Origin of the sequence: Seohaeicola zhoushanensis (assembly GCF_014656415.1) — a bacterium.
GTDB lineage: Bacteria > Pseudomonadota > Alphaproteobacteria > Rhodobacterales > Rhodobacteraceae > Seohaeicola_A > Seohaeicola_A zhoushanensis.
This window is the reverse complement of sequence record NZ_BNCJ01000020.1, coordinates 32277-58440: the sequence shown is the minus strand read 5'-3', so window position 1 is coordinate 58440 and position 26164 is coordinate 32277. Positions and strand designations below refer to the sequence as shown.

At 67.0% G+C, this 26164-nt stretch carries 26 protein-coding genes and 1 other RNA gene; 11 read left to right on the top strand and 16 right to left on the bottom strand.

Going from position 1 to position 26164, the window contains the following annotated elements; all coding sequences use genetic code 11:
* Positions 1–2: 2 nt before the first annotated feature.
* The 9 genes from IE266_RS22000 to IE266_RS21960 all read right to left on the bottom strand — a co-directional run bounded on the left by IE266_RS22000 (position 3) and on the right by IE266_RS21960 (position 9395).
* Positions 3–1211, bottom strand: a complete 1209-nt coding sequence (locus IE266_RS22000; RefSeq protein ID WP_189682284.1) for an SAM-dependent methyltransferase — start codon at positions 1209–1211, stop codon at positions 3–5.
* 61 nt (positions 1212–1272) lie between these two features.
* Complete coding sequence (locus tag IE266_RS21995; protein WP_189682283.1) at positions 1273–2700, bottom strand: cryptochrome/photolyase family protein; 1428 nt, start codon at positions 2698–2700, stop codon at positions 1273–1275.
* A 51-nt stretch (positions 2701–2751) separates the two neighbouring features.
* Positions 2752–3975, bottom strand: coding sequence for an aminotransferase class V-fold PLP-dependent enzyme (locus IE266_RS21990; RefSeq protein ID WP_189682282.1), 1224 nt, complete (start codon positions 3973–3975; stop codon positions 2752–2754).
* A 77-nt stretch (positions 3976–4052) separates the two neighbouring features.
* A complete protein-coding gene (locus IE266_RS21985) occupies positions 4053–5696 on the bottom strand; it encodes a BCCT family transporter (RefSeq protein ID WP_189682281.1) in 1644 nt (547 codons plus the stop codon).
* 46 nt (positions 5697–5742) lie between these two features.
* Positions 5743–6159: a universal stress protein gene (locus tag IE266_RS21980; RefSeq protein WP_189682280.1), complete on the bottom strand. Its 417-nt coding sequence runs from the start codon at positions 6157–6159 to the stop codon at positions 5743–5745.
* A 205-nt stretch (positions 6160–6364) separates the two neighbouring features.
* Positions 6365–7360 carry an acryloyl-CoA reductase gene (gene acuI / locus IE266_RS21975; protein ID WP_189682279.1) on the bottom strand — a complete coding sequence of 332 codons (996 nt, stop codon included), beginning with the start codon at positions 7358–7360 and terminating at the stop codon, positions 6365–6367.
* Positions 7361–7401: 41 nt separating this feature from the next.
* Positions 7402–7908 carry a DinB family protein gene (locus tag IE266_RS21970; RefSeq protein ID WP_189682278.1) on the bottom strand — a complete coding sequence of 169 codons (507 nt, stop codon included), beginning with the start codon at positions 7906–7908 and terminating at the stop codon, positions 7402–7404.
* On the bottom strand, positions 7905–8609 hold the full coding sequence (locus IE266_RS21965) for a DUF1326 domain-containing protein (protein ID WP_189682277.1): 705 nt from the start codon (positions 8607–8609) through the stop codon (positions 7905–7907). The genes IE266_RS21970 and IE266_RS21965 overlap by 4 nt, the downstream gene beginning before the upstream one ends.
* A 3-nt stretch (positions 8610–8612) precedes the next feature.
* Positions 8613–9395, bottom strand: a complete 783-nt coding sequence (locus tag IE266_RS21960; protein ID WP_229864387.1) for a DUF2182 domain-containing protein — start codon at positions 9393–9395, stop codon at positions 8613–8615.
* Between the two features lie 102 nt (positions 9396–9497).
* Here IE266_RS21960 and IE266_RS21955 point away from each other — a divergent pair, with 102 nt between their 5' ends.
* The 6 genes from IE266_RS21955 (at position 9498) to IE266_RS21930 (ending at position 13419) form a co-directional block, all read left to right on the top strand.
* Positions 9498–9722: a hypothetical protein gene (locus tag IE266_RS21955; RefSeq protein WP_189682276.1), complete on the top strand. Its 225-nt coding sequence runs from the start codon at positions 9498–9500 to the stop codon at positions 9720–9722.
* Between the two features lie 126 nt (positions 9723–9848).
* Positions 9849–10197: a transfer-messenger RNA gene (gene ssrA, locus IE266_RS21950) on the top strand.
* Positions 10198–10293: 96 nt separating this feature from the next.
* Positions 10294–10695 carry a hypothetical protein gene (locus IE266_RS21945; protein WP_189682275.1) on the top strand — a complete coding sequence of 134 codons (402 nt, stop codon included), beginning with the start codon at positions 10294–10296 and terminating at the stop codon, positions 10693–10695.
* 118 nt (positions 10696–10813) lie between these two features.
* A complete protein-coding gene (locus IE266_RS21940; protein WP_189682274.1) occupies positions 10814–11629 on the top strand; it encodes a chromate resistance protein ChrB domain-containing protein in 816 nt (271 codons plus the stop codon).
* The gene (gene chrA, locus IE266_RS21935) at positions 11626–12903 is read left to right on the top strand and encodes a chromate efflux transporter (protein WP_189682273.1); all 1278 of its coding nucleotides are present in this window, start codon (positions 11626–11628) and stop codon (positions 12901–12903) included. Before IE266_RS21940 ends, chrA begins: the two co-directional genes overlap by 4 nt.
* Before the next feature lie 42 nt (positions 12904–12945).
* Positions 12946–13419: an SspB family protein gene (locus IE266_RS21930; protein ID WP_189682272.1), complete on the top strand. Its 474-nt coding sequence runs from the start codon at positions 12946–12948 to the stop codon at positions 13417–13419.
* A 25-nt stretch (positions 13420–13444) separates the two neighbouring features.
* On the opposite strand, the gene IE266_RS21925 is transcribed toward IE266_RS21930, so the two are convergent.
* Complete coding sequence (locus IE266_RS21925) at positions 13445–13987, bottom strand: hypothetical protein (RefSeq protein ID WP_189682271.1); 543 nt, start codon at positions 13985–13987, stop codon at positions 13445–13447.
* A 164-nt stretch (positions 13988–14151) separates the two neighbouring features.
* Between IE266_RS21925 and fumC the strand changes: the two genes are divergently transcribed.
* The 4 genes from fumC (at position 14152) to IE266_RS21905 (ending at position 16308) form a co-directional block, all read left to right on the top strand.
* Positions 14152–15546 carry a class II fumarate hydratase gene (gene fumC / locus IE266_RS21920; RefSeq protein WP_189682270.1) on the top strand — a complete coding sequence of 465 codons (1395 nt, stop codon included), beginning with the start codon at positions 14152–14154 and terminating at the stop codon, positions 15544–15546.
* A 111-nt stretch (positions 15547–15657) separates the two neighbouring features.
* Positions 15658–15834: a DUF4169 family protein gene (locus IE266_RS21915; protein WP_189682269.1), complete on the top strand. Its 177-nt coding sequence runs from the start codon at positions 15658–15660 to the stop codon at positions 15832–15834.
* On the top strand, positions 15831–16043 hold the full coding sequence (locus tag IE266_RS21910; RefSeq protein ID WP_189682268.1) for a ribbon-helix-helix domain-containing protein: 213 nt from the start codon (positions 15831–15833) through the stop codon (positions 16041–16043). Before IE266_RS21915 ends, IE266_RS21910 begins: the two co-directional genes overlap by 4 nt.
* Positions 16044–16077: 34 nt before the next feature.
* Positions 16078–16308: an N-(5'-phosphoribosyl)anthranilate isomerase gene (locus IE266_RS21905; RefSeq protein WP_229864386.1), complete on the top strand. Its 231-nt coding sequence runs from the start codon at positions 16078–16080 to the stop codon at positions 16306–16308.
* A 51-nt stretch (positions 16309–16359) separates the two neighbouring features.
* Here the strand turns inward: IE266_RS21905 and IE266_RS21900 are convergent, their stop codons facing one another.
* Genes IE266_RS21900 through IE266_RS21890 form a run of 3 tightly spaced genes read right to left on the bottom strand, consistent with a single transcriptional unit; the run spans position 16360 to position 19739 of the window.
* Entirely contained in the window at positions 16360–17700 is a 1341-nt protein-coding gene (locus tag IE266_RS21900; RefSeq protein WP_189682267.1) for a cytochrome P450, read from the bottom strand.
* On the bottom strand, positions 17697–18926 hold the full coding sequence (locus IE266_RS21895) for a hypothetical protein (protein WP_189682296.1): 1230 nt from the start codon (positions 18924–18926) through the stop codon (positions 17697–17699). Before IE266_RS21895 ends, IE266_RS21900 begins: the two co-directional genes overlap by 4 nt.
* A gap of 60 nt (positions 18927–18986) precedes the next feature.
* The gene (locus tag IE266_RS21890) at positions 18987–19739 is read right to left on the bottom strand and encodes a cytochrome c biogenesis CcdA family protein (protein WP_189682266.1); all 753 of its coding nucleotides are present in this window, start codon (positions 19737–19739) and stop codon (positions 18987–18989) included.
* A 104-nt stretch (positions 19740–19843) separates the two neighbouring features.
* Here IE266_RS21890 and IE266_RS21885 point away from each other — a divergent pair, with 104 nt between their 5' ends.
* Complete coding sequence (locus IE266_RS21885; RefSeq protein WP_189682265.1) at positions 19844–20077, top strand: sulfurtransferase TusA family protein; 234 nt, start codon at positions 19844–19846, stop codon at positions 20075–20077.
* Between the two features lie 56 nt (positions 20078–20133).
* On the opposite strand, the gene IE266_RS21880 is transcribed toward IE266_RS21885, so the two are convergent.
* The 3 genes from IE266_RS21880 to ctaA form a co-directional block, all read right to left on the bottom strand.
* Positions 20134–22896 carry an Rne/Rng family ribonuclease gene (locus IE266_RS21880; protein ID WP_189682264.1) on the bottom strand — a complete coding sequence of 921 codons (2763 nt, stop codon included), beginning with the start codon at positions 22894–22896 and terminating at the stop codon, positions 20134–20136.
* Positions 22897–23490: 594 nt separating this feature from the next.
* Positions 23491–24960, bottom strand: coding sequence for a carboxypeptidase M32 (locus tag IE266_RS21875; protein ID WP_189682263.1), 1470 nt, complete (start codon positions 24958–24960; stop codon positions 23491–23493).
* A complete protein-coding gene (gene ctaA, locus IE266_RS21870; RefSeq protein ID WP_189682262.1) occupies positions 24957–26111 on the bottom strand; it encodes a heme A synthase in 1155 nt (384 codons plus the stop codon). The genes IE266_RS21875 and ctaA overlap by 4 nt, the downstream gene beginning before the upstream one ends.
* Positions 26112–26164: the final 53 nt, after the last annotated feature.

Below are 26164 nucleotides of genomic sequence, written 5' to 3'. Positions count from 1 at the left end.
TCTCAGGAGGGGCGTGACACCGTGATCTGTGTCACGTCGACGGAGGCACTGTCAAAGGCCGCGGCACATGAAGTCAAATAGAAATTCCACATGCGTCTGAACCTGTTGTCAAAACCCATCTCCGCGATCTGGTCCCACTTCGCGTTGAAGGTCTCGTGCCAGCGGCGCAGCGTGATGTCATAGCTCTTGCCGAATTCGACCGATCGCACGATGCCCAGCCCCGCCTGCTCGATCTGGCGCCGCAGCGCCATCGGGCTCGGCAGCATCCCGCCCGGAAAGATGTGCTTCTGGATGAAGTCGACGCCCTTGCGATAGGCCTCCCAGCGCCGGTCCGCCACGGTGATGATCTGCAGCGTCGCATTGCCGCCCGGCTTCAGCCGGTCTCGCACGGTGTCGAAGTAGACCGGCCAGTATTTCTGCCCGACCGCCTCGAACATCTCGATGCTGGCGATGCCGTCATAGGTGCCCCGCTCGTCGCGATAGTCCTGCAGCTTGAAGTCGACCATGTGGGAAAGTCCAGCGTTCGCAATCCGCTGGCTCGCATAGTTGAACTGTTCCTTGCTGATGGTCAGCCCGGTCACCTTCAGCCCGCGTTCCCGCGCGGCATATTCCGCGAACCCGCCCCAGCCGCAGCCGATCTCCAGCACGTGGTCGCCGGGCTTGGCCCCCATCTCGTCGATCAGGTTGGCATATTTGGCAATCTGCGCCTTCTCGGTGCTCTCCTGCCCGGTCCGGAACAGCGCGCTCGAATAGGTCATCGTGTCGTCGAGCCAGAGCCGGTAGAAGTCGTTCCCTAGATCATAGTGATAGGCGATGTTCTTGCGCGCCTGCGCCTTGTGGTTGCGCTGCAGCCAGAACCGAAGCCGCTCGTAGAGGCGCAGCAGGCCCATGCCGGGAAAGCCGTCGTAGATCTCGTCGTTGTCCTGGTGGACCAGGTCCATGAAGGCCTGCAGGTCGGGCGTGCTCCACCACTCCTCGAGGTAGGCGTCGCAGAACCCGAGATCGCCCTCGCGCACCAGCCGGGCGAAGACATCCGGGTGATGCACCACCAGCTCGGCAACCGGGCCGGGGTTGGGCCCCTCGGCGCGGAACACCCGGCCATCGGGCAGCACCACGTCGAGCCGGCCGTTGCGCAGCTGTTTCAACCGCTCGAAGGCGGGGCCGAAATAGCGCGGCAGGTCCGGCTGCCCTTTCGTTTCAGTCAGGATCATCCACACACCCCATCGTGCTGTTTTATCAAGATTTGTCGGAATCGATTTGCGTGACAAGTCACTATTGCGCGGACTCGCGTGCGCCATAGGCTGCCAGCGCCCTGTCGCGGCCCTCGGCTAGGCCCACCACCGGCGCGGGATAGGCGGCCTCGGGCGACAGCCGCCAGCTGCGCGGCACCGCGTCGAAATACTCCAGCGCGGTCGCAGGCGGCATACTTTGCCCCTCGGCGATCCATGCGCGGGCATAAAGCCCCCTCGGGTCGAACTTCTCGAGCTGCGTCACCGGGTTGAACACCCGGAAATAGGGCGCCGCATCCGGCCCCGAACCGGCCACCCATTGCCAGCCCATGGCGTTGCTCGCCGGGTCCCAGTCGGTCAGACAGTCCTCGAACCACTTCAGGCCCACCTTCCAATGTACCATCAGGTGCTTGGTCAGATAGCTCGCAACCACCATCCGCGCCCGGTTGTGCATCCGCCCGGTCACATACATCTCGCGCAGCCCTGCATCGACAAAGGGCACGCCGGTCCGCGCGTGCTTCCAGGCAATGACTTCGGAGCGGCGCTGATCTTCCTGCCAGGGGAATGCGTCCCATTCTGAACGCCAGTTGTCGGTCAGCATGTGCGGCGTGTGATGCATCAGGTGATAGGCGAACTCGCGCCACACCAGTTCCTTGAGGAACGTCACGGCCCCCGCCTTGCCTTCCTCCACCGCGCGCTGCCCCGCCGCCCAGGCCCGGTGCGGGCTGATCTCGCCCAACGCGAGATATTCCGACAACCGCGAGGTGCCGTCGCAGCCCGGCATGTCGCGCCGCTCGCCATAGCGGTCGATGCCCTGCTCGATGAAAGCGTCGAGCCGCTCCTGCGCCGCCGCCTCGCCGGCATTGGTATGGCGCGCGACAATCTCGCCCCCGCGCAGCATGGCCGCGCCCAGCGCCCAGTCCTCCAGCCGGTCCGAGGCAGGCCAATCCTGCGGCCCGGCAATCCGCCCCGGTGCCGCCCGCGGCTGGCCGGGGTCGCGCCCCTGCACCGCCTTCCAGAACGGCGTGTAGACCTTGTAGTACCCGCCCTGCCCGGTCTCGACCGTCCAGGGCTCGAACAGCAGGTGCCCCGCGAACGAGCGCGCATCCACGCCCTCGTCCTTAAGCGCCGCCTTCACCGCCGTGTCGCGTTCCACGCAGGCCGGATCATAGAGCCGCGACCACCAGACCGCGCCGGCGCCCGTCTCCTGCACCAGCGCCCGCAGCACCTCCAGCGCCTTGCCGCGGCGCAGGACCAGCCGGCTGCCCCTGCGCTCCAGCGCCTGCGCGAAGACCTCCAGCCCCTTGCCCAGCCGCCACTTCGGCGCGGCGCCCAGCGCCTCGGCGACCTCGTCCAGCACGAAAACCGGGATCACCGGCCGCCCGCTCTCGAAGGCCGCCGTCAGCGCGGCATGATCGGCGAGGCGCAGGTCGCGCCGGAACCAGAGGATGATCGGTCTGTTGTCTGCCATCTGCCTGCCGCCTGTATCTTCAAGGAGATACGCGACACGGCAGGGGCCGGATCACAAAAGATCGTCGAGCGCGTTCAGCAACCGGTCGATCTCGTCCTGCGAGGTGTAATGGGTGAAACTCAGCCGCAGCACGCCCTGTGCCGCGTCCACGCCGACCCCGCCCAGCGCGCGCACGGCATAGAAGTCGCCAGCCCCCGCCATGATCCCGCGCCGGGCCAGTTCCTCGTTCACCGCAACCGGGTCGCGGTTCAGCGCCAGCGCCACTGTCGGCGCCCGATCCTCGGCCCGGTCCGGCCCGAGCAGGCGCACCGAGTTGCGCGATTTCAGAGCATCGAGCACCGGCTGCAAGAGTTCGACCTCACGGCTGCGCATCAGGTCATGCACGACCTGCCCCCGCAGCGACGCCTTGCCCGCAGGCGCGCCGTGATGGTCGGCCAGCGCATCGACATAATCCGCCATCCCCGCGCAGGCCGCGATTTGCGCATGGTCCGGCCCCGCCGGGGTGAACCGCTTGTAAAGCGAGTCGGCGTTGAAATAATGCCCCTGGTTCGGCAGCATCTGCCCAAGCGCCCGGCGGATCACCATCAGCCCCTGGTGCGGCCCATAGGTCTTGTAGGCCGAGAACAGGTAGATATCCGGCCCCAGCGCGCCCACGTCGGCAAAGCCATGCGGCGCATAGGACACCCCGTCGACGCAGACAAAGGCGCCGGCGGCATGGGCCACTGCGGTAATCTCGGTCACCGGGTTGATCTCGCCCACCACGTTCGAGCAATGCGGGAAGCAGACAAGCCGCACCGACTCGTCGAGGATATCCTCCAGCGCCGCCGGGTCCAGGTGCCCGGTCTCCGGGTCCATCTTCCACTCGCGCACCTCGATCCCGTCCGCCTCCAGCCGCCGCCAGGGGCCGGTATTGGCCTCGTGGTCCTGGTTGGTGACGACGATCGCCTCGCCCGGCTTCATCCACTGCCGGAAGGCCTGCGCCAGCACATAGGTATTGGCGGTGGTCGAGGGGCCGAAGCTCAGCTCGTCCGGGGCAACCCCGAGGATCGCCGCCATCCGGCTGCGCGCCTCGTCCATCTCCTCGCCGCCCAGCCGCGTCGGTGCCGCGGGGCCATAGGGCTGCACCTTGCGCTCGCGGTAGAACCGCGTCAGCCGGTCGATCACCGGCGCGCAGGCGTAGGAACCGCCGGCATTCTCGAAATGCGCGATGTTTGCCAGGGAAGGCTCGGAAAAGGCGGGGAACTGCGCCCGCACGAAATCGATATCGAGTGTCATGTGCGAACTGAAATACGAAACGGCCCCGCAGCGCAAGCTGCAGGGCCGTTCCCCGTCAGGCTATTTTTGGAGCCAGATCAGCGCGGTTCCTCGCGCAGCCCGCGCCAGATCGCCCAGCACATCACCAGCAGGACCACGGTGAAGGGCAACCCGGTCGAGATCACCATCGACTGCAGCGATTGCAGCCCACCGGCCGAGAGCAGCAGCACGATGGCCACCGCGCCCTCGAAGACGCACCAGAACACCCGCTGCGGCACCGGCGCATCGACCTTGCCGCCGGCGGTGATCGTGTCGATCACCAGCGAGCCGGAGTCCGACGAGGTGACGAAGAACACGATCACCAGCACGATGGCGATGACCGAGGTGATGTTGGCCAGCGGCAGCCCCTCCAGCATCGCGAACAGCGACAGCGGCGGGTTGTAGCTGTCGATCACCTGCGCCTTGACCTGGCTGGTCGCCGGGTCGCTCAGCACCTGGTCGATGGCGACGCCGCCAAAGACCGCCATCCACAGCACGCAGACCAGGCTCGGCACGATCAGCACGCAGGTGATGAACTCGCGCACGGTGCGGCCACGGCTGACCCGGGCGATGAACATGCCCACGAAGGGCGACCAGCTGATCCACCAGGCCCAGTAGAACGAGGTCCAGCCCTGCACGAAGCCGGTATCCTCGCGTCCGACCGGGTTCGACAGCGGTACGATCTCGCGCACATAGGCTGCCAGCCCCTGTCCGAAGTCCGTCAGGATCAGCATCGTCGGCCCCGCCAGCAGCACGAAGAGCAGCAGCAGCGCGGCAATCGCGATGTTGATCTCCGAAAGCACCTTCACGCCGCCGTCCAGGCCGCGCAGCACCGAAATCAACGCGATGGCCGTGATCCCGGTGATGAGCATGACCTGCGCCGTCGGCCCGATCGGAACCCCGAAGACATGGTTCAACCCCGCATTCGCCTGCTGCGCCCCGAAGCCGAGCGATGTGGCCAGCCCGAAGAGCGTGGCAAAGACCGCCAGCACGTCGATCACATGGCCCCACCAGCCCCAGACGCGCTCGCCCAGCACCGGGTAGAAGGCCGAGCGGATGGTCAGCGGCAGCCCCTTGTTGAACGAGAACAGCGCCAGCGCCAGCGCCACCACCGCATAGATCGCCCAGGGGTGCAGCCCCCAGTGGAAGATCGTCGCCGCCAGCCCCATCTGCTTGGCCGCCTCGACGTTCTCGGGGATCAGGTTGCCATCGGCATCAAAGGGCGATGGCACCCCCAGCGGCGCGGAGATCGCCATGTGATAGACCGGCTCCAGCACGCCGAAAAACATCAGCCCGATGCCCATGCCGGCCGCGAAGAGCATAGCGAACCAGCCGATATAGCTGTAATCCGGCGTCGCCTCGGCCCCGCCAAGCCGCACCTTGCCCACCGGGGTCACGATCAGCAGCAGGCAGAAGATCACGAAGATGTTCGCCGCCCCGAGGAAGAACCAGTCAAAGCCCTTCGTCACCGCCGAGAACAGCCACGAGAAGGCCGCTCCCGCCTGATCCGGCAGCGCCAGCGTGTAGAAGACAAAGGCCACGATGGCCAAACCCGAGATCAGGAAGACCGGGTTGTGGATGTCAAACCCGAAGGGCCCGACCTGCCCGTCGATATTGTCCTGCCCGATGTTGTAATCGGTTTCGATGATCGCTGCCGCGCCTTCCGGTTCGGGTATGCCCTGGTCGCTTGACGTGTCGGTCATGACGTCTCTCCCTCGAATTGTTCTCTTTGTTCCGCCGCGTGCCGCCTCATCCGCGCACCACCATGACCGAGGCCGCCGCATGGGCAGCGATCTTGCCGCCGTTCGAAGGCCAGAGATAATCGGCCAGCCCCGGAACGTGGCTCGCCATCACCACGAGGTCCGCGCCGGTATCCTTCACCGCCGCCAGCAGGACATCGTCGAGATCGGCGGTCGGGTCATGCGAGACAACGGCATGGCTCTGTGCCGTGATCTGCCGCGCGGCGCCCTGCGCCTCGGCAAAGGCCGCCAGCTTGCGGGCGTATTCCTCGGGATTGTGCGCGATGCTGCCCGGCGTCTGGGCTGTGACGCCCACATAGGTCACGGGAATGCCCCACAACCGCGCCAGTGCGGCCCCGCAGACAAGGCTGCGTTCCAGCCGGTCGGCATGGGCCAGGTCGACCGGCGTCATGATTTTCGTGAACAAGGTTGTCCCTCCTCCTGTGCTGGCGCCGCTGGACCTGATGGTCGCGCTCCGGAAGGGGACCGCAGACGCCCTGGATGTGCCGGGCGCGCGTTGATCTGAACGCCCGTTGGGGGCTCAGACTATGGGCGATCCGCCGCCGAGGCGCAACCTCAGCGGCGGAACTAATTCAAAAAGCGACACCCGATGTCGAAATCGAGCAAAGCGCTCAGGCGTTTACATCCACCACGATACGCCCTTGGACCTTGCCCTTCAGGATATCGGCCCCCAGCTGCGGCAGGTCCGACAGGACCGCCGGCTGCACCATCGCCTCCAGCCGGTCCATCGGCAAGTCGGCCGCGATCCGCTGCCAGGCGCGCAGGCGGTTGTCATAAGGCTGCATCACGCTGTCGATGCCCAGCAGGTTGACCCCGCGCAGGATGAAGGGCGTGATCAGCGCGCCCTCGATGGCCGCGCCGCCGGCAAGGCCGATGGCCGCGACCGAGGTGCCGTATTTCATCTGCTTCAGCACCCGCCCCAGCATCGCGCCCGCCACCGCATCGACGCAACCGGCCCAGAGCTCGCTTTCCAGCGGCTTGCGCGTCACCTCGGTCAGCTCCTCGCGCGGCACGATCTGCGTGGCGCCCAGCGACGTGAGGTAGTCCGCCGTCTCCGGCCGCCCCGTCACCGCCGCCACCTCGTGGCCGAGGTTCGCCAGCAGCGCCACCGCGACCGAGCCGACGCCGCCCGCGGCCCCGGTGACCAGCACCGGCCCATGCCCCGGCTTCAGCCCGTGGTCCTCCAGCGCCATCACCGCCAGCATCGAGGTCAGCCCGGCGGTGCCCACCGCCATGGCCTGCCGCGTGGTCAGCCCCTCGGGCAGCGGCACCAGCCAGTCGGCCTTGACCCGCGCCTTCTGGGCATAGCCGCCCCAATGCGCCTCGCCCACGCGCCAGCCGGTCAGCACCACCTTGTCGCCCGGCTTGTAGCGGCTGTCCTCGCTCGCCTCGACCGTGCCGGCAAAGTCGATGCCCGGAACATGCGGATACTTGCGCACCAGCCCGCCGCCAGGGCCGATGCAGAGCCCGTCCTTGTAGTTTACCGTGGAATATTCGACCGCCACCGTCACCTCGGCATGGGGCAGATCGTCGAGCCCGATCTGACGCACGGCGGCGCTGGTCTTGCCGCTGGCCTCGTCCTTGTCCACCAGCAGTGCATTGAACATGGTATCTCTCCCTTTGAAGTGTATATCCCGCCCGCCGTCTCTCAGGCGTCGTCCGGCATCAGGAACAGGTCGCTCACCGGCGCCTTCGACCCGGTCGCGGTCAGCATCGCATGGACCTGTCCGCGATGGTGCGTCTGGTGATTGAAGAAATGCACCACCAGCAGGCTCAGCGGCTTGCTCACCTCGCGCCCCGCCGCGCCCGAATACCAGGTCAGCGTGCCACGCAGCTCCGCGTCGGTCAGCCCTGCGGCCCAGGCAGCAATGCGCGCGTCGAGCCTGCTGCGCATCTCGGCCCATGCCGCCAGGTCGGCGACATAGCTTACGCTCTCCGAGGCCCCGATGCCCGGCCCCGAGCCACCATCGAAGCGCGACAGCCAGATGTGATCGCCCCAGCAGAGGTGGCTCAGCGTCTTCAGGATCGACCCGAAGAACGCGCCGCGCTCCAGCACCAGCTCGCCCGCCGGCTGCAGTTCAAGGAAACCCAGCAACTGCCTGTTCTGCCAACGGTTATACCGGGCCATCGTCATGGCATAGGCGGTGTCGATCATTTCGGCCCCCGCCAGTCGATCGGGCAGATCTCGGCCGACTTGCCGCCGAAATCCCAGACCCGGCCATAATCGCGCACCTTCGACTTCAGGCCCTTGGCGACGATGATGTCCGGCCCCATCCAGTATTTCGAGTTCGACACCATCACCGGGTGATCCGCGTCCTTGCCAGTGATCATCTCGATCTCGCCCTGGATCCGCCGCCCGATGCTGATGCGCCGCTTGTTGCCGTCGCGCTCGATCTGCACCGGCGCGCGCTCGGCGCCGATGATCTCGCTCACCAGCATGGTGAAGAGGCCCGTGGTCCCGCCCGCCTGGCCGCTGAAGATCTGCAGGATCCCGTTATAGGCCTTGCCGCTGGCACGCTCGTCGACATAGGCCGCAACCTTCCAGTTGCCCTCGCCCATGCGCCCCGGAATGTCGACCAGCAGCCCGACATTCAGCCCCGAGAGATCCTCGCCCTCGTAATGCCCCTCGTCGATGATGATCCCCATCCAGGCGTGGCAATGCCCCTCGGTCGGGGGATGCGCGCCCAGCGAGACCACACAGGGGCAGAACACCTCGCACGAGCAGTTCAGGAACAGCTCGCCCTTGATCGCCCAATGCGTCGGCGTCGCCTCGCGCCGGCGCGGGTTCGGCATCCGGCTGTCGATCCGCTGGCTGACCGGCAGGCGGTCGGCCTCGGAAAGTCGGTTGGTTGCCATGCTCTATCCTTCCATCACGAGGGGCGCCGCAACCACCGCCATTCCGGCGAGGATCAGCAGGACGCCCATGGGCTTCACCACATAGTGTCCGATCTGCGGCAGTTTCTCCACCACCATGAAAACCGTCGCGAGCCCCATCCACAAGAGGCTCATCATCCCGCCGACAAAGCCCAGCACCATGAAGCCCCAGCAGCAGCCGACGCAATAGACGCCGAGCGCGAGACCCATCCGCAAACCGCCGGCGGCACCGGGGCGCCAGTGGCTCAGGAAATAGCCCATCGGGCTGTGGCAGACGCCGTGGCAGGTCTCCTTCAGCCGGGTGAACTGGAACAGCCCGACCACGGCCAGCAGGCCACCGGCGAACCAGCGCGACCGGGCGATGCCCAGCATGTCGATGATCCCGCCATGCAGCAGCGCCAGCTGCACCCCCGCGATCAGCAGCGCGAAGCCGCCCCAGACCAGGCCATAGCCTGCCAGCAGCCCCAGCCAGCCCGCGCGCGAACCGTTGGCGCTGGCCATCAGGTCCTCGTAGGTGGTCAGCGTCGGCACCATGGTCGGCAGCATCATCGCCGCCATCATCAGCGCCCACATGCCCACCAGCGGCCAGAAGGCGGCCATCGGCATGTACATGTCCATGCCCGGATCCATCCGCCGCATCATCTCGGCCGCCGCATCGGGACGGCCAATCAGGTCCAGGCCCATGCCGGTGCTCATGCTGTAGAGCAGGACCCAGGATAACAGGATCGCGGCAAAGTACCCGCCCCAGAGTGTGTTGCGCCAGATCATGCCCTGCTCCCCTTCCTCTCCAGCGGTGTCGCAAGAAAAGCGGTTTCGAACAACGGCGAATTGCGTAACGGAGCGTTAACCAGGCGCGTGCAAGCTGGTGCAATGCAAGGCTCGCCCATCTCTCCCGAAACCTGGCTGCGCGATCTCTTTCTCTGCAAGGCGGTCGCCGAAGGCCATGTGATCCGCCGCAAGCGCCGGGATATCGAACGCTATGTCGGCATGGACCGCTTCACCGAGGAGGTGCAGCGCCGCGGCTTCCGCGCGCTCGAGAATCGCGGCCAGGTGCTCGTCATCTGCAACCAGGAACCGATTCGGCGCCTCGTCTGACGCCCGACGGTTTCCTTCGAGGAAACCGTCCGAAATCCTGCGAGGATTTCGCAACCCTCAACCCATAGTCCCTGTTTTCCTCGCAGGAAAACAGACCGAAATCCTCGCAGGATTTCGGCGCGCCCACCCGTTGCAACACCGATTGAAAGCTCTATATTGTGCCCTGTCCTTCGGGACTATGGACATAAACGCGCCTGTAATAAGCGGATCGGACCCGGGGGCGGTACCCGGCGGCTCCACCAATCACCCCTCGTTGGGGGGACATGGGGCCGAAACAGGATCGACGAACGTGTAAAGAGGATGGCTTTGTCCCGGTGAGGTACCACCGTTATCGGTCCGTAAAGCATAATTGCCAACGACAATCGTGCTCCGGTGGCTCTGGCCGCGTAAGCGGTCGGAAATGCCGAAACTTAAGCCCTTGCGCCTAGCAGCGTAAGGCGGGGTCCGCAGGCACCTGGCAACAGAAGCCTGCACCTTCCCTCACACTTGGCATGTTCCATTTCGCCCGCTAGGCTTCCGCAACGGAACCCCGTTCCGCTTCCGGCCCCTTTACACGAAGGATTGCAGCCCAATGGCGAAAGACCTCAAGGCCCTCGAAAAGGACGTGGCATCGCTCAGCAAGGACCTTGCCGATGTCCTCAAGCGGCTGCGCTACAACGAAGACCGCATCAAGATCCTCGCCGATGCCCTGACCAGCGAGAAGGACATCGAGAAGCTGCTCGACGCGCTCTACGACAAGATGAGCCGCGAGGCCTCCGACAACGTCAAGTCGACCTACAACGACACCGTGCGCGAGATGGAACTGCGGGAGAAGCGCGAGGCCGCCCGCAACAAGGAGTTCGACGCCGAGATCGAGAAATCGAAGAAGGAAGCGCAGAAATACACCGACGAGGCGCTGAAGGAGTTCGAGAAGATGAAGATCGAATCCCGCCTTCAGGTGCTCGAAGCCAAGGTCGCCTCGCTCGGCCGCTGAGCCGATTGACGCACCGGCCGCCGCTCCGGTAATCTGTCCTCATGGGGACCGAACGCGAACGCCCCGTGAGGCCCAGGCCCAAGGTTCGCATGTTTGCCTTGCCACAGGAGACATGCCCATGCCTGCCCCCAACGAGATCACCTGCGAACAGTTGCTGCGCCTGATCGGCACACCGCAGGCACCGGTGATCGTCGACATTTCGACCGATCCCGATTTTGCCGAGGATCCCTTCCTGATTCCGGGCGCCTTCCGCCATCCCCATAGCGATATCGCGGGATTGAAGGCCCGCCTCGACGGCCGCGCCTGCGTCGTCACCTGCCAGAAGGGCCTCAAGCTCAGCCAGGGCCTTGCCGCCTGGCTGCGCAACGATGGCATCGCCGCCCAGTACCTCCAGGGCGGCATGTACGGCTGGCGCGAGACCGCCGGCGCTCCGCGCCTGCCCGCCAGCGCCCTGCCCGCACCGGTCGGCGGCGCGACGCTCTGGGTCACGCGGCACCGCCCCAAGATCGACCGCATCGCCTGCCCCTGGCTGATCCGCCGGTTCGTCGACCCGGCCGCGCGCGTCCTCTACGTCGCCCCCGCCGAGGTGCCGGGCGTGGCCGAGCGTTTCGGCGCCACCCCCTTCGATGTCGAGGGCGCCTTCTGGAGCCACCGCGGCGAATCCTGCACCTTCGACACCATGCTCGACGAATTCGGCCTGCGCACCGAGGCGCTCGACCGCCTTGCGACGGTTGTCCGGGGCGCCGATACCAACCGCCATGACCTCGCGCCCGAGGCCGCCGGGCTGCTGGCCATCTCCGTCGGCCTCAGCCGCCAGTTCCGCGACGACCACGACCAGCTGGCAGCGGGAATGGTGCTCTACGACGCGCTCTATCGCTGGGCGCGCGACGGCCAGGGCGAAGGCCATGACTGGCCCGCGGGGCGCGCGGCATGAGCAGGCCATCCTGGGCCGAGATGGCCCGCGTCTTCGGCCGCATCGGGGTGCTCAGCTTCGGCGGCCCCGCCGCGCAGATCGCGCTGATGCACCGTGAACTGGTGGAAACCCGCCCCTGGCTGGACGAACAGACCTACCTGCGGGCGCTCTCGCTCTGCATGCTGCTGCCCGGCCCCGAGGCGATGCAGTTGGCGACCTATGCCGGCTGGCGGCTGCGCGGCGTGCCGGGCGGTCTGCTCGCCGGCCTGCTCTTCGTGCTGCCCGGCGCGGCGGTGATCGCCCTGCTGGTGGCCGGCTACGCAACATGGGGCGCGCTGCCCGGCGTGCAGGCCGCCTTCGCCGGGATCAAGGCGGCGGTGATCGTCATCGTCCTCCAGGCCCTGCTGAAGGTCTCGAAGAAGGCGCTGACGCGGCCCTCCGCCTGGGTCATCGCCGGGCTCTCCTTCCTCGCCATCTTCGCCTTCAACCTGCCCTTCCCGCTGATCGTCGCGCTGGCCGCGCTCTGGGGCTACGCGAGCGCCAGGGGCGCACCACCACCGGCCGCACCTCCGGTCGCCTTCAACCCGCTCCCGACGCTGGCCACCTGGCTCGCGCTCTGGCTCCTCCCCCTCGTCGCCCTCGATCTCGCCGGGCAGAGCTTCCTCGCCGATCTCGGCTGGTTCTTCGCCCGCCTCGCCGTGGTCACCTTCGGCGGCGCCTATGCGGTGCTGGGCTACATGACCCAGACCGTGGTGCAGGATTTCGGCTGGATCGACACCGCCCAGATGATCGACGCCCTCGGCCTCGCCGAAACCACGCCCGGCCCGCTGATCCTGGTGACCCAGTTCGTCGCCATGCTCTCGGGCCAACTGGCGGGCGGCCCGGCGCTGGCAGCGGCTGCGGGGCTGGTGGCGCTCTGGGCCACCTTCACGCCCTGCTTCCTGTGGATCTTCCTCGCCGGCCCCTACCTCGACCGCATCGCGGCGCGGCCGCGCCTGTCGGCCGCGCTCCAGGCCATCACCGCCGCGGTGGTCGGCGTCATCCTGAACCTCTCGGTCTGGTTCGCCCTGCACGTCGCCTTTGGCCGGGTCGGCCGCCTCGAATCCGGCCCGCTGCATCTTGCCCTGCCCGACTGGACGACACTCGACCCTGCCGCCCTCGGACTGGGCATCCTTGCCGCGGTACTGCTGCTTCGGCTCAAACGGGGCATGGCCGACACACTTGCGCTCATGGCGCTCGCCGGCTGGCTGTTATACTGGTTGGGAATCACCACGCCGGCGGGGTTCCGTTTCTGACGAAATCCCCTATGCTGGCAGCACATAGCCCCGGAAGAGCCCATGGCGCGTCACATAGACTATGGCAATCTGATGCACACAGCGATGCGCGGTCTGATCAAGACCGTGCTGCAGGACGTGGCCGAACACGGGCTGCCGGGCAAGCATCACTTCTTCATCACCTTCGACACCTCGCATCCCGATGCCGAGCTGGCCGACTGGCTCTCCGACCGCTACCCGAACGAGATGACCATCGTGGTGCAGCACTGGTTCGACAACCTGGTGGTGACCGATGACGGCTTCTCGATCACGCTGAACTTCGGCAATGCCCCGGAACCGCTCTACATTCCCTACGATGCGATCATTACCTTCGTCGATCCATCGGTGGAATTCGGGCTGCGTTTCGAATCCGGCGAGGACGGCAGCGACGATCAGCCGCCCGAACCCGAGGGCCACAAGCCGGAAGAGCGCACCGAAAGCAAGGACGCTCCCAAGGCCGACGCCCAGGTCGTCCGCCTCGACACGTTCCGCAAGTAAGGGCCCTTTGGCCGCAAGCAAGCGCCTACTGGCGCTTCAGAACCGTCGTGACCGTGCGGCGAGTCGAGGTGTCTCCCAATGCAGTGAAGTCGAGCCGCAGCCCCTCGGGCACCAGCGTGCGGTCGAACTGTTGCAGCTCGAACCCGCCGCTTTCGCTGACATAGAGCGAATAGACCGTCAGCGTATCGCCCAGCACCCGCGCCCAGACGTATGGCTCGCCCTTCATCGGATCGAGCGGCACCTCATGGCCGAAGACGTTCCGCGTCATGGCCGCCGCGAAGACATTGTCGCGGTCGGTCGGCACGAAGGTGATCTTGTAGGTCTTCTGCTTGCCCTTGCCGTCGCGATAGGTGGTCGAACTCCAGGTGACGGTGAACCCGTCCTTGGCCTCGCGGATCGAAACGCTCATGTCGCGCTGCGCCGTTCCGCCGTCGAAGGTCTGCACCTCCGCGGTGCCGGAATAGTCGCCAACGAAGCGGCTCACCTGCGCCAGGGCGGCAGGCACCAGGATCGCAAGCCAGAGGGCGGCGACAAGCGGCACTGCGAACAGGCGGCGGATAACGGACATGACGGCTCCCCCTTCATCCCGAAATCGGGCATGTGCCTACAGTAGTGAAGCCCATGACACCCGGCAACCGGGGTTTCCTCCGTTCCACGCGCAACTGCGTGATTGCACAGGGATGCGCGGGCCGTTAGACGCCTTGCCAACGTCCTTTCAGAACGGAGTCCGCAATGTCCGACACCCGCACCGAAACCGACAGCTTCGGTCCGCTCGAGGTTCCCGCCGACAAATACTGGGGCGCACAGACCCAGCGCTCGATCATGAACTTCCCGATCGGCTGGGAAAAGCAGCCCGTCGCCATCGTCCGCGCCCTCGGCGTCATCAAGCGCGCCTGCACCGAGATCAACATCTCGACCGGCAAGCTCGACGCCACCATCGGCAAGGCCATGGTCGAGGCCGCGACCGAGGTGATCGAGGGCAAGTTCGACGACAACTTCCCGCTGGTGGTCTGGCAGACCGGCTCGGGCACCCAGTCGAACATGAACGCCAACGAGGTCATCTCGAACCGCGCGATCGAGATCCTGGGCGGCGTGATGGGCTCGAAGAAGCCCGTCCACCCCAACGACCATGTCAACATGGGTCAGTCCTCGAACGACACCTTCCCCACCGCGATGCATGTCGCCATCGGCATGATGGCCCGCGACACGCTGCTGCCAGGGCTGGAAAAGCTGCACGCCGCGCTCGTCGCCAAGTCGGAAGAATTCAAGGACATCATCAAGATCGGCCGCACCCATACCCAGGACGCCACCCCGCTGACGCTGGGCCAGGAGTTCTCGGGCTATGCCAAGCAGGTCGAGAACGGCATCGCCCGCGTGAAGAAGGTGCTGCCCGAGATCTATGAACTCGCCCAGGGCGGCACCGCCGTCGGCACCGGGCTGAACACCGACAAGGGCTGGGACGTCGCCGTCGCCGGCAAGATCGCCGAGATCACCGGCCTGCCCTTCGTCACCGCCCCCAACAAGTTCGAGGCCCTTGCCGCCCATGACGCCATGGTCATGTTCTCGGGTGCGCTCAAGACCGTCGCCGCCTCGCTGTTCAAGATCGCCAACGACCTGCGGCTGCTCGGCTCCGGCCCCCGCTCGGGCCTGGGCGAGCTGATCCTGCCGGAAAACGAACCCGGCTCCTCGATCATGCCGGGCAAGGTCAACCCGACCCAGGCCGAGGCGCTCACCATGGTCTGCGCCCATGTCATGGGCAACGACGCCGCCGTCGGCTTTGCCGGCTCGCAAGGCCATTTCGAGCTGAACGTCTACAACCCGATGATGTCCTACAACGTGCTGCAATCCATGCAGCTGCTGGGCGACGCGGCGGGTTCGTTCACCGACAACATGGTGGTCGGCACCCAGGCCAATACCGCCCGCATCGACAAGCTGATGAAGGAAAGCCTGATGCTGGTGACGGCGCTGGCCCCGACCATCGGCTATGACAACGCCACCAAGGTCGCCAAGACCGCGCACAAGAACGGCACCACCCTGCGCGAAGAGGCCATCGCCCTCGGCTTCGTCGACGGCGAGACCTTCGACCGCGTGGTCCGCCCCGAGGACATGATCGGCCCGAAAGGCTGACCTCCTGCCTTGAGAAACGCGAGGGCCTCCGGATCTCCGGGGGCCCTTTGCATTCGTCTTGCCCAAGACGCTGCCCGGTGGCACGCTGCCGACAGCAACCGGACGCCAGAGATGTCGCAAGTCACCAACCTGAACCAGTTCCGCAAGCAGAAGGCCCGTGCCGAGAAACGCGCGCAGGGCGATGCCAATGCGGCGAAATTCGGCCGCACCAAGGCCGAGCGCGACCTGGAAGCCGCCCGCAAGGACAAGGCACGCCGCGACCTCGACGGCCACAAGCGAGAGACATGAGCCGCCCGGCCAAGCATTCGCTGACACTCAGCGGCCACCGCACCAGCGTTAGCCTCGAACCGGAGTTCTGGGAGGCCTTCCGCGAGATCGCCCAGACCCGCGACATCGCGCTGAACGCGCTCGCCGCCGAGATCGACGCAGGCCGCGATCCCGACACCGGCCTCGCCTCGGCAATCCGGCTCTTCGTACTGCGCCACTATCGCGGTTAACGGATTCGCAAGGAACCTCGGACGATAAACGGGCATGACCGAGACCCGACGTTTCCTGCCGCCCGCGATCTGGATGCAGCGCCTCTTCGACGCCAATGCCGCGCGCCAGGGCGGCGTGGTGCGGCGCAGGCTGCGCGACGTCGAACTGGTCGTTGGCCGCGCCGCTTTCGAGGCGGAAATCCGTCGCCGCGGCTATCACGCCATCCAGAACGGCGACCAGATCGTCGTCTTCTGCAACAACGAACCGATCCGCGTCCTGTGCTAAGGCAAAAGTTTCCCGGAAACTTTTGCCAAGACTTTCCTGGAAAGTCTTGGCTCACCCCCGCGGCATGACTTTCAACCAGATGCCATCCTTCGCCCGCACCGTCAGATGCGCCACCGGAACCGGCGGCTTGCCCTCGACCGGTGCAATCCGAAAGCTCCGCACCAGCAGCGCCAGCAGCAAAGGCCCCTCGATCATCGCGAACCCCGCGCCGGGACAGACCCGCGCCCCGGCCGAGAACGGAATGAAGGCCTCGCGCAGGCAGCTCTGCCCGTTCTCGCTCTGCCAGCGGTCCGGATCGAACCCGTCCGGATCGTCCCACAACCGCTCATGCCGGTGCAGGTGCCAGGGGCTCACCACCAGCTGCGCGCCCTTCGGCACTGCCCGGTCGCGGAACCGCTCGGCCCCCGTCGCCTCGCGCACCATCATCGGCACCGGCGGATAAAGCCGCAGCGCCTCGCGGAACACGTCGCGCGTCACCCGCAGCCGCGACAGCGCCGCGAAACTGCCGTCAAAGGCCGCCGCCTCCGCCGCCACCCGCTCCTGCCAGTCCGGGAACTGCGCCAGCAGGAACAGCGCCCAGGCCAGGGCCGAGGCGCTGGTCTCATGCCCCGCCAGGAAGAAGATCGCCACCTGGTCGACCATCTCGGCCGCATCGAAGCGGTCGCCGGTCTCGGGATCGGGCGTCGTCATGATCTTGGTCGCCAGATCGTCCGGCGCGTTGCCCGCCGCGATCTCGGCCGCCCGCGCCGCCACCAGCCCGCCGATCAGCCGCCGGATATCCCGCGCCGCCGCCTTGGTCGCGCGCCGGTGAAAGCGCGGCATCCAGCGCGGCAGCGGCAGGAAGGCCGCCAGGTTCAGGATCGGCTGGCTGCGCTGGTAGTCACGGAAGCGTTCAAAGACCTCCGCCGCCACCGGCGCGTCGATCGGCAGCGAGAAGAGCGTGCGAAAGATCACGTCCGCCGCCAGATGGCTGGTTACCGCCTCGATCTCGGTCTCGCCCGTCCCGAGCCGCGCCACCGCCGCCTGCCCCGCCGCCACCATCGCGGGGAAAGTATCGCGCAGCCGCCCGCCCTCGAAGGCCGGGTCGATGATGCTCCGCTGCCGCTTCCAGGTTTCGCCATTGCTCAGGAAGACCGAATTGCCCAGCAGCGGCCGCAGCCCCTCGCCCACCCGGTCGGATTTTGGAAAGTCAGAAGGCCGCCGCTTCAGCACCTCGGCCACGAGGTCCGGCTGGTTCAGCAGGAAGCTGCGGAAGAAGGGCGTGCGGAACTCGGCCATCCACGCCCGGTACAGCCGCGCCGGCTGCGCCGAGAGGATGTCCCGCCGGAACAGCCGCAGGTACCGCCAGAGCGAAACCTTGTCGGCGCGCGCGGCGGGCTTCGGCGGGATCATGCGGCGACCGAGGTGTATTTCGACACCGCCGCCTCGATCCGCGATTGCGACGGCGCCCGCCCCTCGAATCGCGCCGCCAGCGTCCTAGGCCCGGCAGTGATGCGGAAATAGTCATAATCCCCGGGCCGGTCGAAGGCGCAGAGATACTGGAAATGCAGTCGGAAGAACCGCCAGCGCAGGGCACGCCACCTCTCGGGGCTCAGCGTCTGGGTGAAGGCGGCCGAGAGCACCAGCGGCCACCGCTTGCCCGCGGGCGCAACCCCCGACACCGCCACCGGATCGCACAGCGCAAAGGCGCAGCCATCCCCCGGCGCGGTCACATCGACCCAGGCCAGCTCGTCCCGCCCCGACAGAAAGGCCAAGTCCCCCCGCAGCCGCTCCGCCCTCGGCAGGAACGACACCATCGGCACCACCTGCCCCAGCGACAGGAACCCCAGCGCCGGCCCGCCCGCCGGCACGTGGCCCGCGCGGATCAGGTCGGCCAGAACCGAGACCGCCAGATGCGCCCCCGAGGAATGGCCCACCACCAGCACTTCATCGGTCTCACCTGCCAGCGCCGCCGCGATGACTTCGCCGAACTCGGCCATCCGCGCCTCCAGCTCGGGCGGGTTGGCGCCGCCGAACTGCGCCGAATAGGCATAATCGTGCATCAGGTAGAAGATGAAGGTCCGCCCGTCCCGCGCCCTGACCCATTCCATCAGGCCCCAGCCCGCCGCGCCCCCGGCCAGAAGGCCGAAAATCCCGCCCGGCGGCCCGAACAGCCCCCAGCCGCCCCAGCCCCCCCCGACGGTCAGGACCAGCGCCACCAGCGCCAGCAGCACCAGCGCCCCGACCGGGTAAAGCGCCGCGATCACCGGCCCTTTGCGCAGCCGCATCAGCCGCCTCAGCGCCCCCGACCCGATATAGGCCCAGGCCGTGCGCAGCATCTGCCCGTAGGTCGCCGCCAGCGTATTCGCCATGCTGCCCCGCACGATATCCGACCAGACCAGCACCTCGACATCGCTCTCGACCCGCGCGCCCTCGATCTCGGCCGCGACATGCCAGCCGTAGGGGCCGGGCGTCGCCTTCGGCGTCAGCTCCAGCGCATAGCCCGAGATCGCCGCCTGCGCCTGCCCCTCCTTGCGGTAGAGCTCGCGGTAACGGCGGGGATGAATCGGATCGTAGCCGGGGATGTAGAACACCCGCCGGCGGCGCACCTGCCGCTCTGTCCCTGCCTGCCCGTTCATGCCGTGCCCTGCCGCGGTCTTGGCCCGCAGCATAGCGCGCATTTCCGGCGAGAGTAAGGCTCAGCCCAGGGCGCCGAGGGCGGGGAAGGTTTCGAGCAGCCAGAACGAGAAGCTGGTGAAGGCCCCGGTGACCAGCGCCAGGCCGACCACCACCAGCAGCAGGCCCATCACCTTCTCGATCACGCCCATGTGCCGCTTGATGCGGTTCATCAGGGTCAACGAGCGCGCCAGGAACATCGCAGCCAGCAGGAAGGGAATGCCCAAGCCCGCCGCATAGACCCCCAGCAGGAAGGTGCCCCGCGCCACCGATCCCTCGGCGGCGGCCAGAGACAGGATCGCGCTCAGCTGCGGGCCGATGCAGGGGGTCCAGCCAAAGGCGAAGGCCAGCCCCAGGATATAGGCGCCGAAGGCCGAGCCGCCGTTGTCACCGGCCTCGATCCGCGCCTCGCGGTCGAGGAAGGGAATCCGGAACAGCCCGAGGAAATGCAGCCCGAAGACGATCACGATCACGCCGGACACCTGCCCGAAGGTCTCGCGGTACTGCAGGAACATCCGCCCCAGCGCCGAGGCGGTGAAGCCGAGCAGCAGGAAGACCGTCGACAGCCCCAGCACGAAGAAGACCGAGGCCAGAACCGCCTTGCGCCGCCCCGCCGCCTGGCCTTGGATCTCGCCCAGGCTCACGCCGCTCATATAGGCCAGATAGGGCGGCACCACCGGCAGCACGCAGGGCGACAGAAAGCTGATGAGGCCGCCCAGCAGCGCCACGGTCATGGCGGGCAGCAGGCCCGCGTCGATGATGTCTATACCGAACATGCACAGGCACTTAGGCCATCGCGTCCGCCCCGTCACGCGCCGTGATGCCGCGCCCCGATCACAAGGCTGTGGACAGCGCCCGGCGCGCCGCATAGTGAATCGGCATGACCGAGATATCCGAGACCCTCGACGCCACCGGGCTGCTCTGCCCCCTGCCCGTGCTGAAGGCCCGCAAGCGGCTCAAGGCGCTGCCCGCCGGGGCGGTGCTGCGCATGCTCGCCGACGATCCAGCGGCGATCATCGACGTGCCCCACTTCTGCGCCGAGGCCGGCCATGCCCTGCTCGACCAGGGCGAGGCCGAGGGCGCGCAGGTCTACCTGATCCGCAAGGGCGGCTGATCCCCAAAGCAAAAGCCCCGGCACCTGGCCGGGGCTTTCATCATCTCAGCGTGGTCTCAGCGCGAGCCGATCGACCACCAGCCGCGCCGTTTCGGCTTGGCGTCTTCCTGGGCGGCCTCGGCCATCTCGGGCTCGGGCGTTTCCGTCACTTCCGCCGCCGGTTCCGGCGCAGCCTCGGCAACCGGTTCCGGCGCGGCTTCCACCACCACCTCGGGGGCAGCTTCGGCCACCACCTCCGGCGCAGGCTCTGCCACCGGGGCAGCTTCTGCGGCGGGCGCAACCTCGGCAACCGGCTCTGCAGCCACCGGCGCTTCGGCGGCTTCCGCCGCCGCGCTGGCCGCCGTCTTGCGACGCGAGGACGACCGGGTGGACGAGCGGGTGACCTTCGGCTTGGCCTTGGGCGCCTCGGCTTCCGGCTCGGCAGCAACCGGCTCTGCCGGTGCGGCCTCTTCCGCCGCGGGTGCCTCTTCGGCAGCCGCCTTGGCCTTGCTCGACCGCGAGCGCGAGCGCGACCGGGTCGTCTTCTTCGCCGGCGCCGCCTCTTCGGCCGCAACGGGCGCTGCCTCGGCCTCGGCGGGCGCTTCGCTCACCTCGGCAACCGCCGGCGCTTCCGGTTCCGCAGCGGGTGCGGCCTCGTCGCCCGAAGCGGCCTCGGCAGCGGCCTCTTCCGCCGCATCCTCCTCGGCCCCGCCATCCTCATCCGAGGACTCGCCCGAGGTCTCGCCGTTCTCGCCGTTCGACGACTTGCCCGAGCGACGACGACGACGCCGGCGCTTGCGCTTCGGCTTGCTCTCGCCTTCGGCGGCAGGCGCTTCGGCCGAGGTCTCGGCAGCGGCTTCCGCAGCGGCTTCCACCTCGTCCTCGTCCTCCTCGACGATATCCTCTTCCTCGGCGTCCACCTGGTCCATGATCGAGGTATCGACCGAGATCACCGGAGCAACCGGCGCCGGGATCGCCCGGGTCGCGGTCTTGAACTTCTCCATGGTGACGTCCGGGCTGACCAGATGCACGTCGCCTTCGATCCGCACGGCCATGCCATAGCGGGCCTCGATCTGGGCGATATGTTCGCGCTTCTGGTTCATCAGGAAGTTGGCGATGGCGACCGGGCACTTGACCAGCACCTCGCGCGAACGGTTGCGCGTGCCCTCTTCCTCGATCTGGCGCAGCACCGACAGCGCCAGGCTGTCGTCCGAACGGATCAGGCCGGTGCCGTGGCAGGCCGAACAGGGCTGCGTCGTGGCTTCCAGCATACCGGGCCGCAGGCGCTGCCGCGACATCTCCAGCAGGCCAAAGCCCGAGATGCGGCCGACCTGGATGCGGGCGCGGTCTGTCTTCAGCTTGTCCTTCAGCTTCTTCTCGACGGCGGCGTTGTTCTTGCGCTCGTCCATGTCGATGAAGTCGATGACGATCAGCCCGGCGAGGTCACGCAGACGCAGCTGGCGCGCCACCTCTTCGGCGGCCTCCAGGTTGGTCTTCAGCGCGGTCTCCTCGATCGAGCCTTCCTTGGTCGCCCGGCCCGAGTTCACGTCGATGGCCACCAGGGCCTCGGTCACGCCGATCACGATGTAACCGCCCGACTTGAGCTGCACCACCGGGTTGAACATCGCCGCCAGGTAGCTCTCGACCTGGTAGCGCGCGAACAACGGCAGGTTCTCGGCGTAGGGCTTCACGTTCTTGGCGTGGGACGGCATGATCATCTTCATGAAGTCCTTGGCGATGCGGTAGCCGCGGTCGCCCTCGACCAGAACCTCGTCGATGTCACGGCTGTAGAGGTCGCGGATCGACCGTTTGATCAGGTCGCCTTCCTCGTAGATCTTCGCCGGTGCGATGGATTTCAGCGTCAGGTCGCGGATCTGCTCCCACAGGCGCTGGAGGTATTCATAGTCGCGCTTGATCTCGGCCTTGGTGCGCTTGGCACCCGCCGTGCGCACGATCAGGCCCGCGCCGGGCGGCACGTCGATCTCGCCAGCGATTTCCTTGAGTTTCTTGCGGTCCACCGCATTGGTGATCTTGCGGGAAATCCCGCCGCCACGCGCGGTGTTCGGCATCAGCACGCAATAGCGGCCGGCGAGGCTCAGGTAGGTGGTCAGCGCGGCGCCCTTGTTGCCGCGCTCTTCCTTGACGACCTGCACCAGCAGGACCTGGCGCACCTTGATGACTTCCTGGATCTTGTAGCGGCGCGGACGCGGCCGGCGCTGCGGGCGCAGGTCCTCGACGTCATCCTCGACGGCGACCGATTCGATGGTGTCGTCGCGGGCGGCGGCGTCATTCTCTTCGGCGGCCTCGGCGGCGTCGTCCTCGGCCTCTGACTCTTCTTCCGGCTCGGCCACCGGGGTCTCGGCGACGCGCTCCATCGGCGAGGAGCCTTCCGGCACCTGCTCGTTCTCGGCTTCTTCCGAGAAATCGATGGTCTCCATCCCGTTGATCTCGGTGATGGCGTCCTGGCCGCCCGTGGTCTCGGGCTTGGCGCGTTCCTTCCGCTTTGCCGCGCGGGCGCTTTCCTCTTCCTCGCGGGCGTGCTGCGCTTCGGCATAGGCACGCTCTTCCTCCATCAGCGCCTTACGGTCGGCGACGGGGATCTGGTAGTAATCCGGGTGGATCTCCGAGAAGGCGAGGAAGCCATGCCGGTTTCCGCCGTAATCGACGAAGGCCGCCTGAAGCGACGGTTCGACCCGGGTTACCTTTGCGAGATAGATGTTGCCGGCGAGCTGCCGCTTGTTTTCGGACTCAAAATCGAATTCCTCGACCTTGTTTCCGTCAACCACCACGACGCGGGTCTCTTCCGCGTGGGTGGCATCGATAAGCATTTTCTTGGCCATTTTTCCTTGGTGCACAAACGCCGCCGCCCGTCCCCTGGCGGGGCCGGACGGTGCAGTGTGTGTCTGATGAGGGCGACATGTGACGCGGCGCGACAGGGCAGGCCTTCGGGCCTTCCTGCCTGAACTTCCAGTGCTCGCACGCGCGTCATCGCGGTTCTTCTCCGACAGACCGGGATCATCCCCGGAATGCCCATTCGACCCCTCGTCAATTCGTTGCGACGAAGGTAGTTCACTGACCCTTTCTGAGGGCCAAATCAGCACATCCGAACCCTGCGGCGCATTGCGCGCATATGGCTCGAAAATGAGAAACTCTATCGGTGCCGGTGCGGATACACCCGCGTCACCGTGTCTTTACATAAGGCCATGGGCCGGAGAAATACAATGGGCATGTTGGCGCCCTGCCCCGAATGTGGCGTGCCGCAGCGTCGCACCGGCCGGCTTTGGCCGCTCCGACATGCCTCCGAACAGCGCCCCCAAACCCCGAAAAACACATGTTTCCCTGGTAATTTGGCGACCGGAACAACCGCCCCGGAACCACGGGGCGGATGTCTCGGGAATACGCGCGAATTCTCTGCGCACGACCGTCCGCTGCCGTCAGAGCCCGTAAAGCGCCCCGAACTTGGCCTCCAGGTAATCCAGCAGCGCGGTTTCACTCACCGCCGCGCCGCTGGCCCGCTCGATCACCTCGCGCGGGGCGTAGAGCCCGCCATGGCGCTGCAAGTTCTCGCGCAGCCAGCCCGTGGCCCCGCTGGTGTCGCCTTCCGCCAGTTGCGCATCCAGCCCCGGCACCGCCTTGCGCAGCGCGGCATAGAGGCATCCGGCATAGACATTGCCCAGGCTGTAGGTCGGGAAATAACCGAACAGCCCGGCCGACCAGTGCACATCCTGCAGGCAGCCGTTCGAGGGCACGTCGACCGCATAGCCGAAGTCCGCCTTGAACCGGTCGTTCCAGGCAGCTTCCAGGTCGCCGACCTGCAGATCGCCCGACATCAGCGCGCGTTCGAGGTCGAAGCGCAGCATGATGTGGAGGTTGTATTGCACCTCGTCCGCCTCGGTGCGGATATAGCCGCGATGTACCCGGTTCACGGCGCCATAGAAGGCCTCGGCATCGGCAATCCCGAAATCGCCGAATAGACCTTTCATCTCGCCGAACAGCCAGCCGGTGAAGGCGCGGCTGCGGCCGAGCTGGTTCTCATAGATCCGGCTCTGGCTCTCATGCACGCCCATCGACACGCCCTGCCCCAGCGGCGTCAGCGCATAGGCGGCGTCGATCCCTTGTTCATAGGCGGCGTGGCCGGTCTCGTGGATGGTCGAGTAGATGCAGTTGAACGGATCCAGCGGGTTGGTCCGCGTGGTGATCCGCACATCAGACCCCGACCCGGAGGAGAAGGGATGCACCGCCTTGTCGACCCGGCCCCGGTGCAGGTCATAGCCGAAGGTCTCGGCCAGCTTGCCCGCGAGCTGCATCTGCAACCTGTCATCGAACTCGCCGCTCACACCCTTTGGCGCCGGCTTCTCCAGCACGGCTGCTCGCAGCGCCACCTGGCGCGGGCGCATGGCGTCGAACAGGGTGGCGATCTCGCCGCCGGTCATGCCCGGCTCGTAATCGGCGACCATCGCGTCATAGACATCGCCGCCCGCCGCCAGCGCCTGGCCCTCCTCGCGCTTCAGCGCAACGATCTTCTCCAGCATCGGCAGGAAGGCGGCGACATTCTCGTCCGCCCGCGCAGCCGCCCAGACGCCATGCGCCTCGGAAGTGATCTGCGCGATGGCCCGCGCCAGCGCCGCCGGTACCTTGCGGTTGCGGTCCCAGTCGCGCCGGATTTCGCGCAGCTGCGCCGCACCGGCCGCGTCCGGGGCCTCGGCCTTATCCAGCCACTCGCCGATCTCGGGCGCCGTGCGGCGCGCATGCAGCACGCCCTCGATCGCTGCCACCTCGGCGCCGCGCTGCGCGGCCGCGCCCTTCGGCATGGTGGTCTCCATGTCCCAGTGCAGCCGCCCCGAGACCTGCGCCAGCGCGCAGGTGTCGCGCTGGAAGGCCATCAACTCGTCAAACGCGCTCATTTCGCCTCTCCTCTGATCGAAACGGCCTTCGGATAGGCCGCCAGGTACCGCGCCCGCAGGATCAGCACGAAGACCACGACCGCCATCAGCTGGTGGGTGATCGCCACATGCAGCGTCGCGCCCTGCAGCACGGTGAGAATGCCCAGCGCCACCTGCACCGCCATCGCCGCGAAGGCGGCATTGAAGGCGAACCGCGTTGCGGCGTGTACGCTCTTACGACCCCGCGTCCAGGCAAAGATCGCATAGGCGAACAGCGCATAGGCCACCATCCGGTGGATGAACTGCACGAGGCCGGGGCTTTCGAGGAAGTTCAGCCAGAGCGGCGTCACCGGGAAGGCATTCGGCGGGAACCACTGCCCGCCCATGGTCGGCCAGTCGTTATAGCTGCGCCCAGCGTCGATACCGGCCACCAGCGCGCCGATCAGGATCTGCAGGAAGGCGAAATGCATCCAGCCCGTCGCCACCCCGAAGATCCGCGCCTCCTTGGCGCGCCGCGCCTGCATCAGCGCCCGCTCGGACCGGCCCAGCAGGAAGACATACCAGGCGATGAAGCCGAGGATCGCAAAGGCCAGGCCCAGGTGCACCATCAGCCGATAGCTCTTGACCGAGGTGATGCCCTCGCCCGAGGTCACGCCCGAGGCGACCATCCACCAGCCGATCGCGCCCTGCGCCCCGCCCAGCGCGCCGATCCACAGCAGCCGCCGCGTCCAGCCCGCCGGGATCTGCCGCGCCACCAGGAAACCGAAGAAGCCCAGCGCCCAGACCAGCCCGATCACCCGGCCCAGCTGGCGATGGCCCCATTCCCACCAGTAGATTTCCTTGAAATCGGCCAGCGTCATCCAGCCGTTCATGATGCGGAACTGGTCGATCTGCTGGTATTTCTCGAATTCCGATTGCCACTCCGCCTCGCTCATCGGCGGCAGCGCGCCCGTCACGGGGCGCCATTCGGTGATCGAGAGGCCCGCATCCGACAGACGCGTCAGCCCGCCCACGACGATCATGGCGACCACCAGCGCGAACAGCACCACCAGCCAGGCTCGGATGCCGCGCCGCGCGCCGCCCCTGCCCTTGTCGATCAGCCCCGGCTGCGCGACGGGTCGCGCCGCGCCCTGTTCCGAGACCTCTTCGAAGATGCTGCGCTTGCCGCTCATCGCACGTACCCCGTCATTTGCTTGGCACGGTTATCTATGGCCCGCGGCGGCTG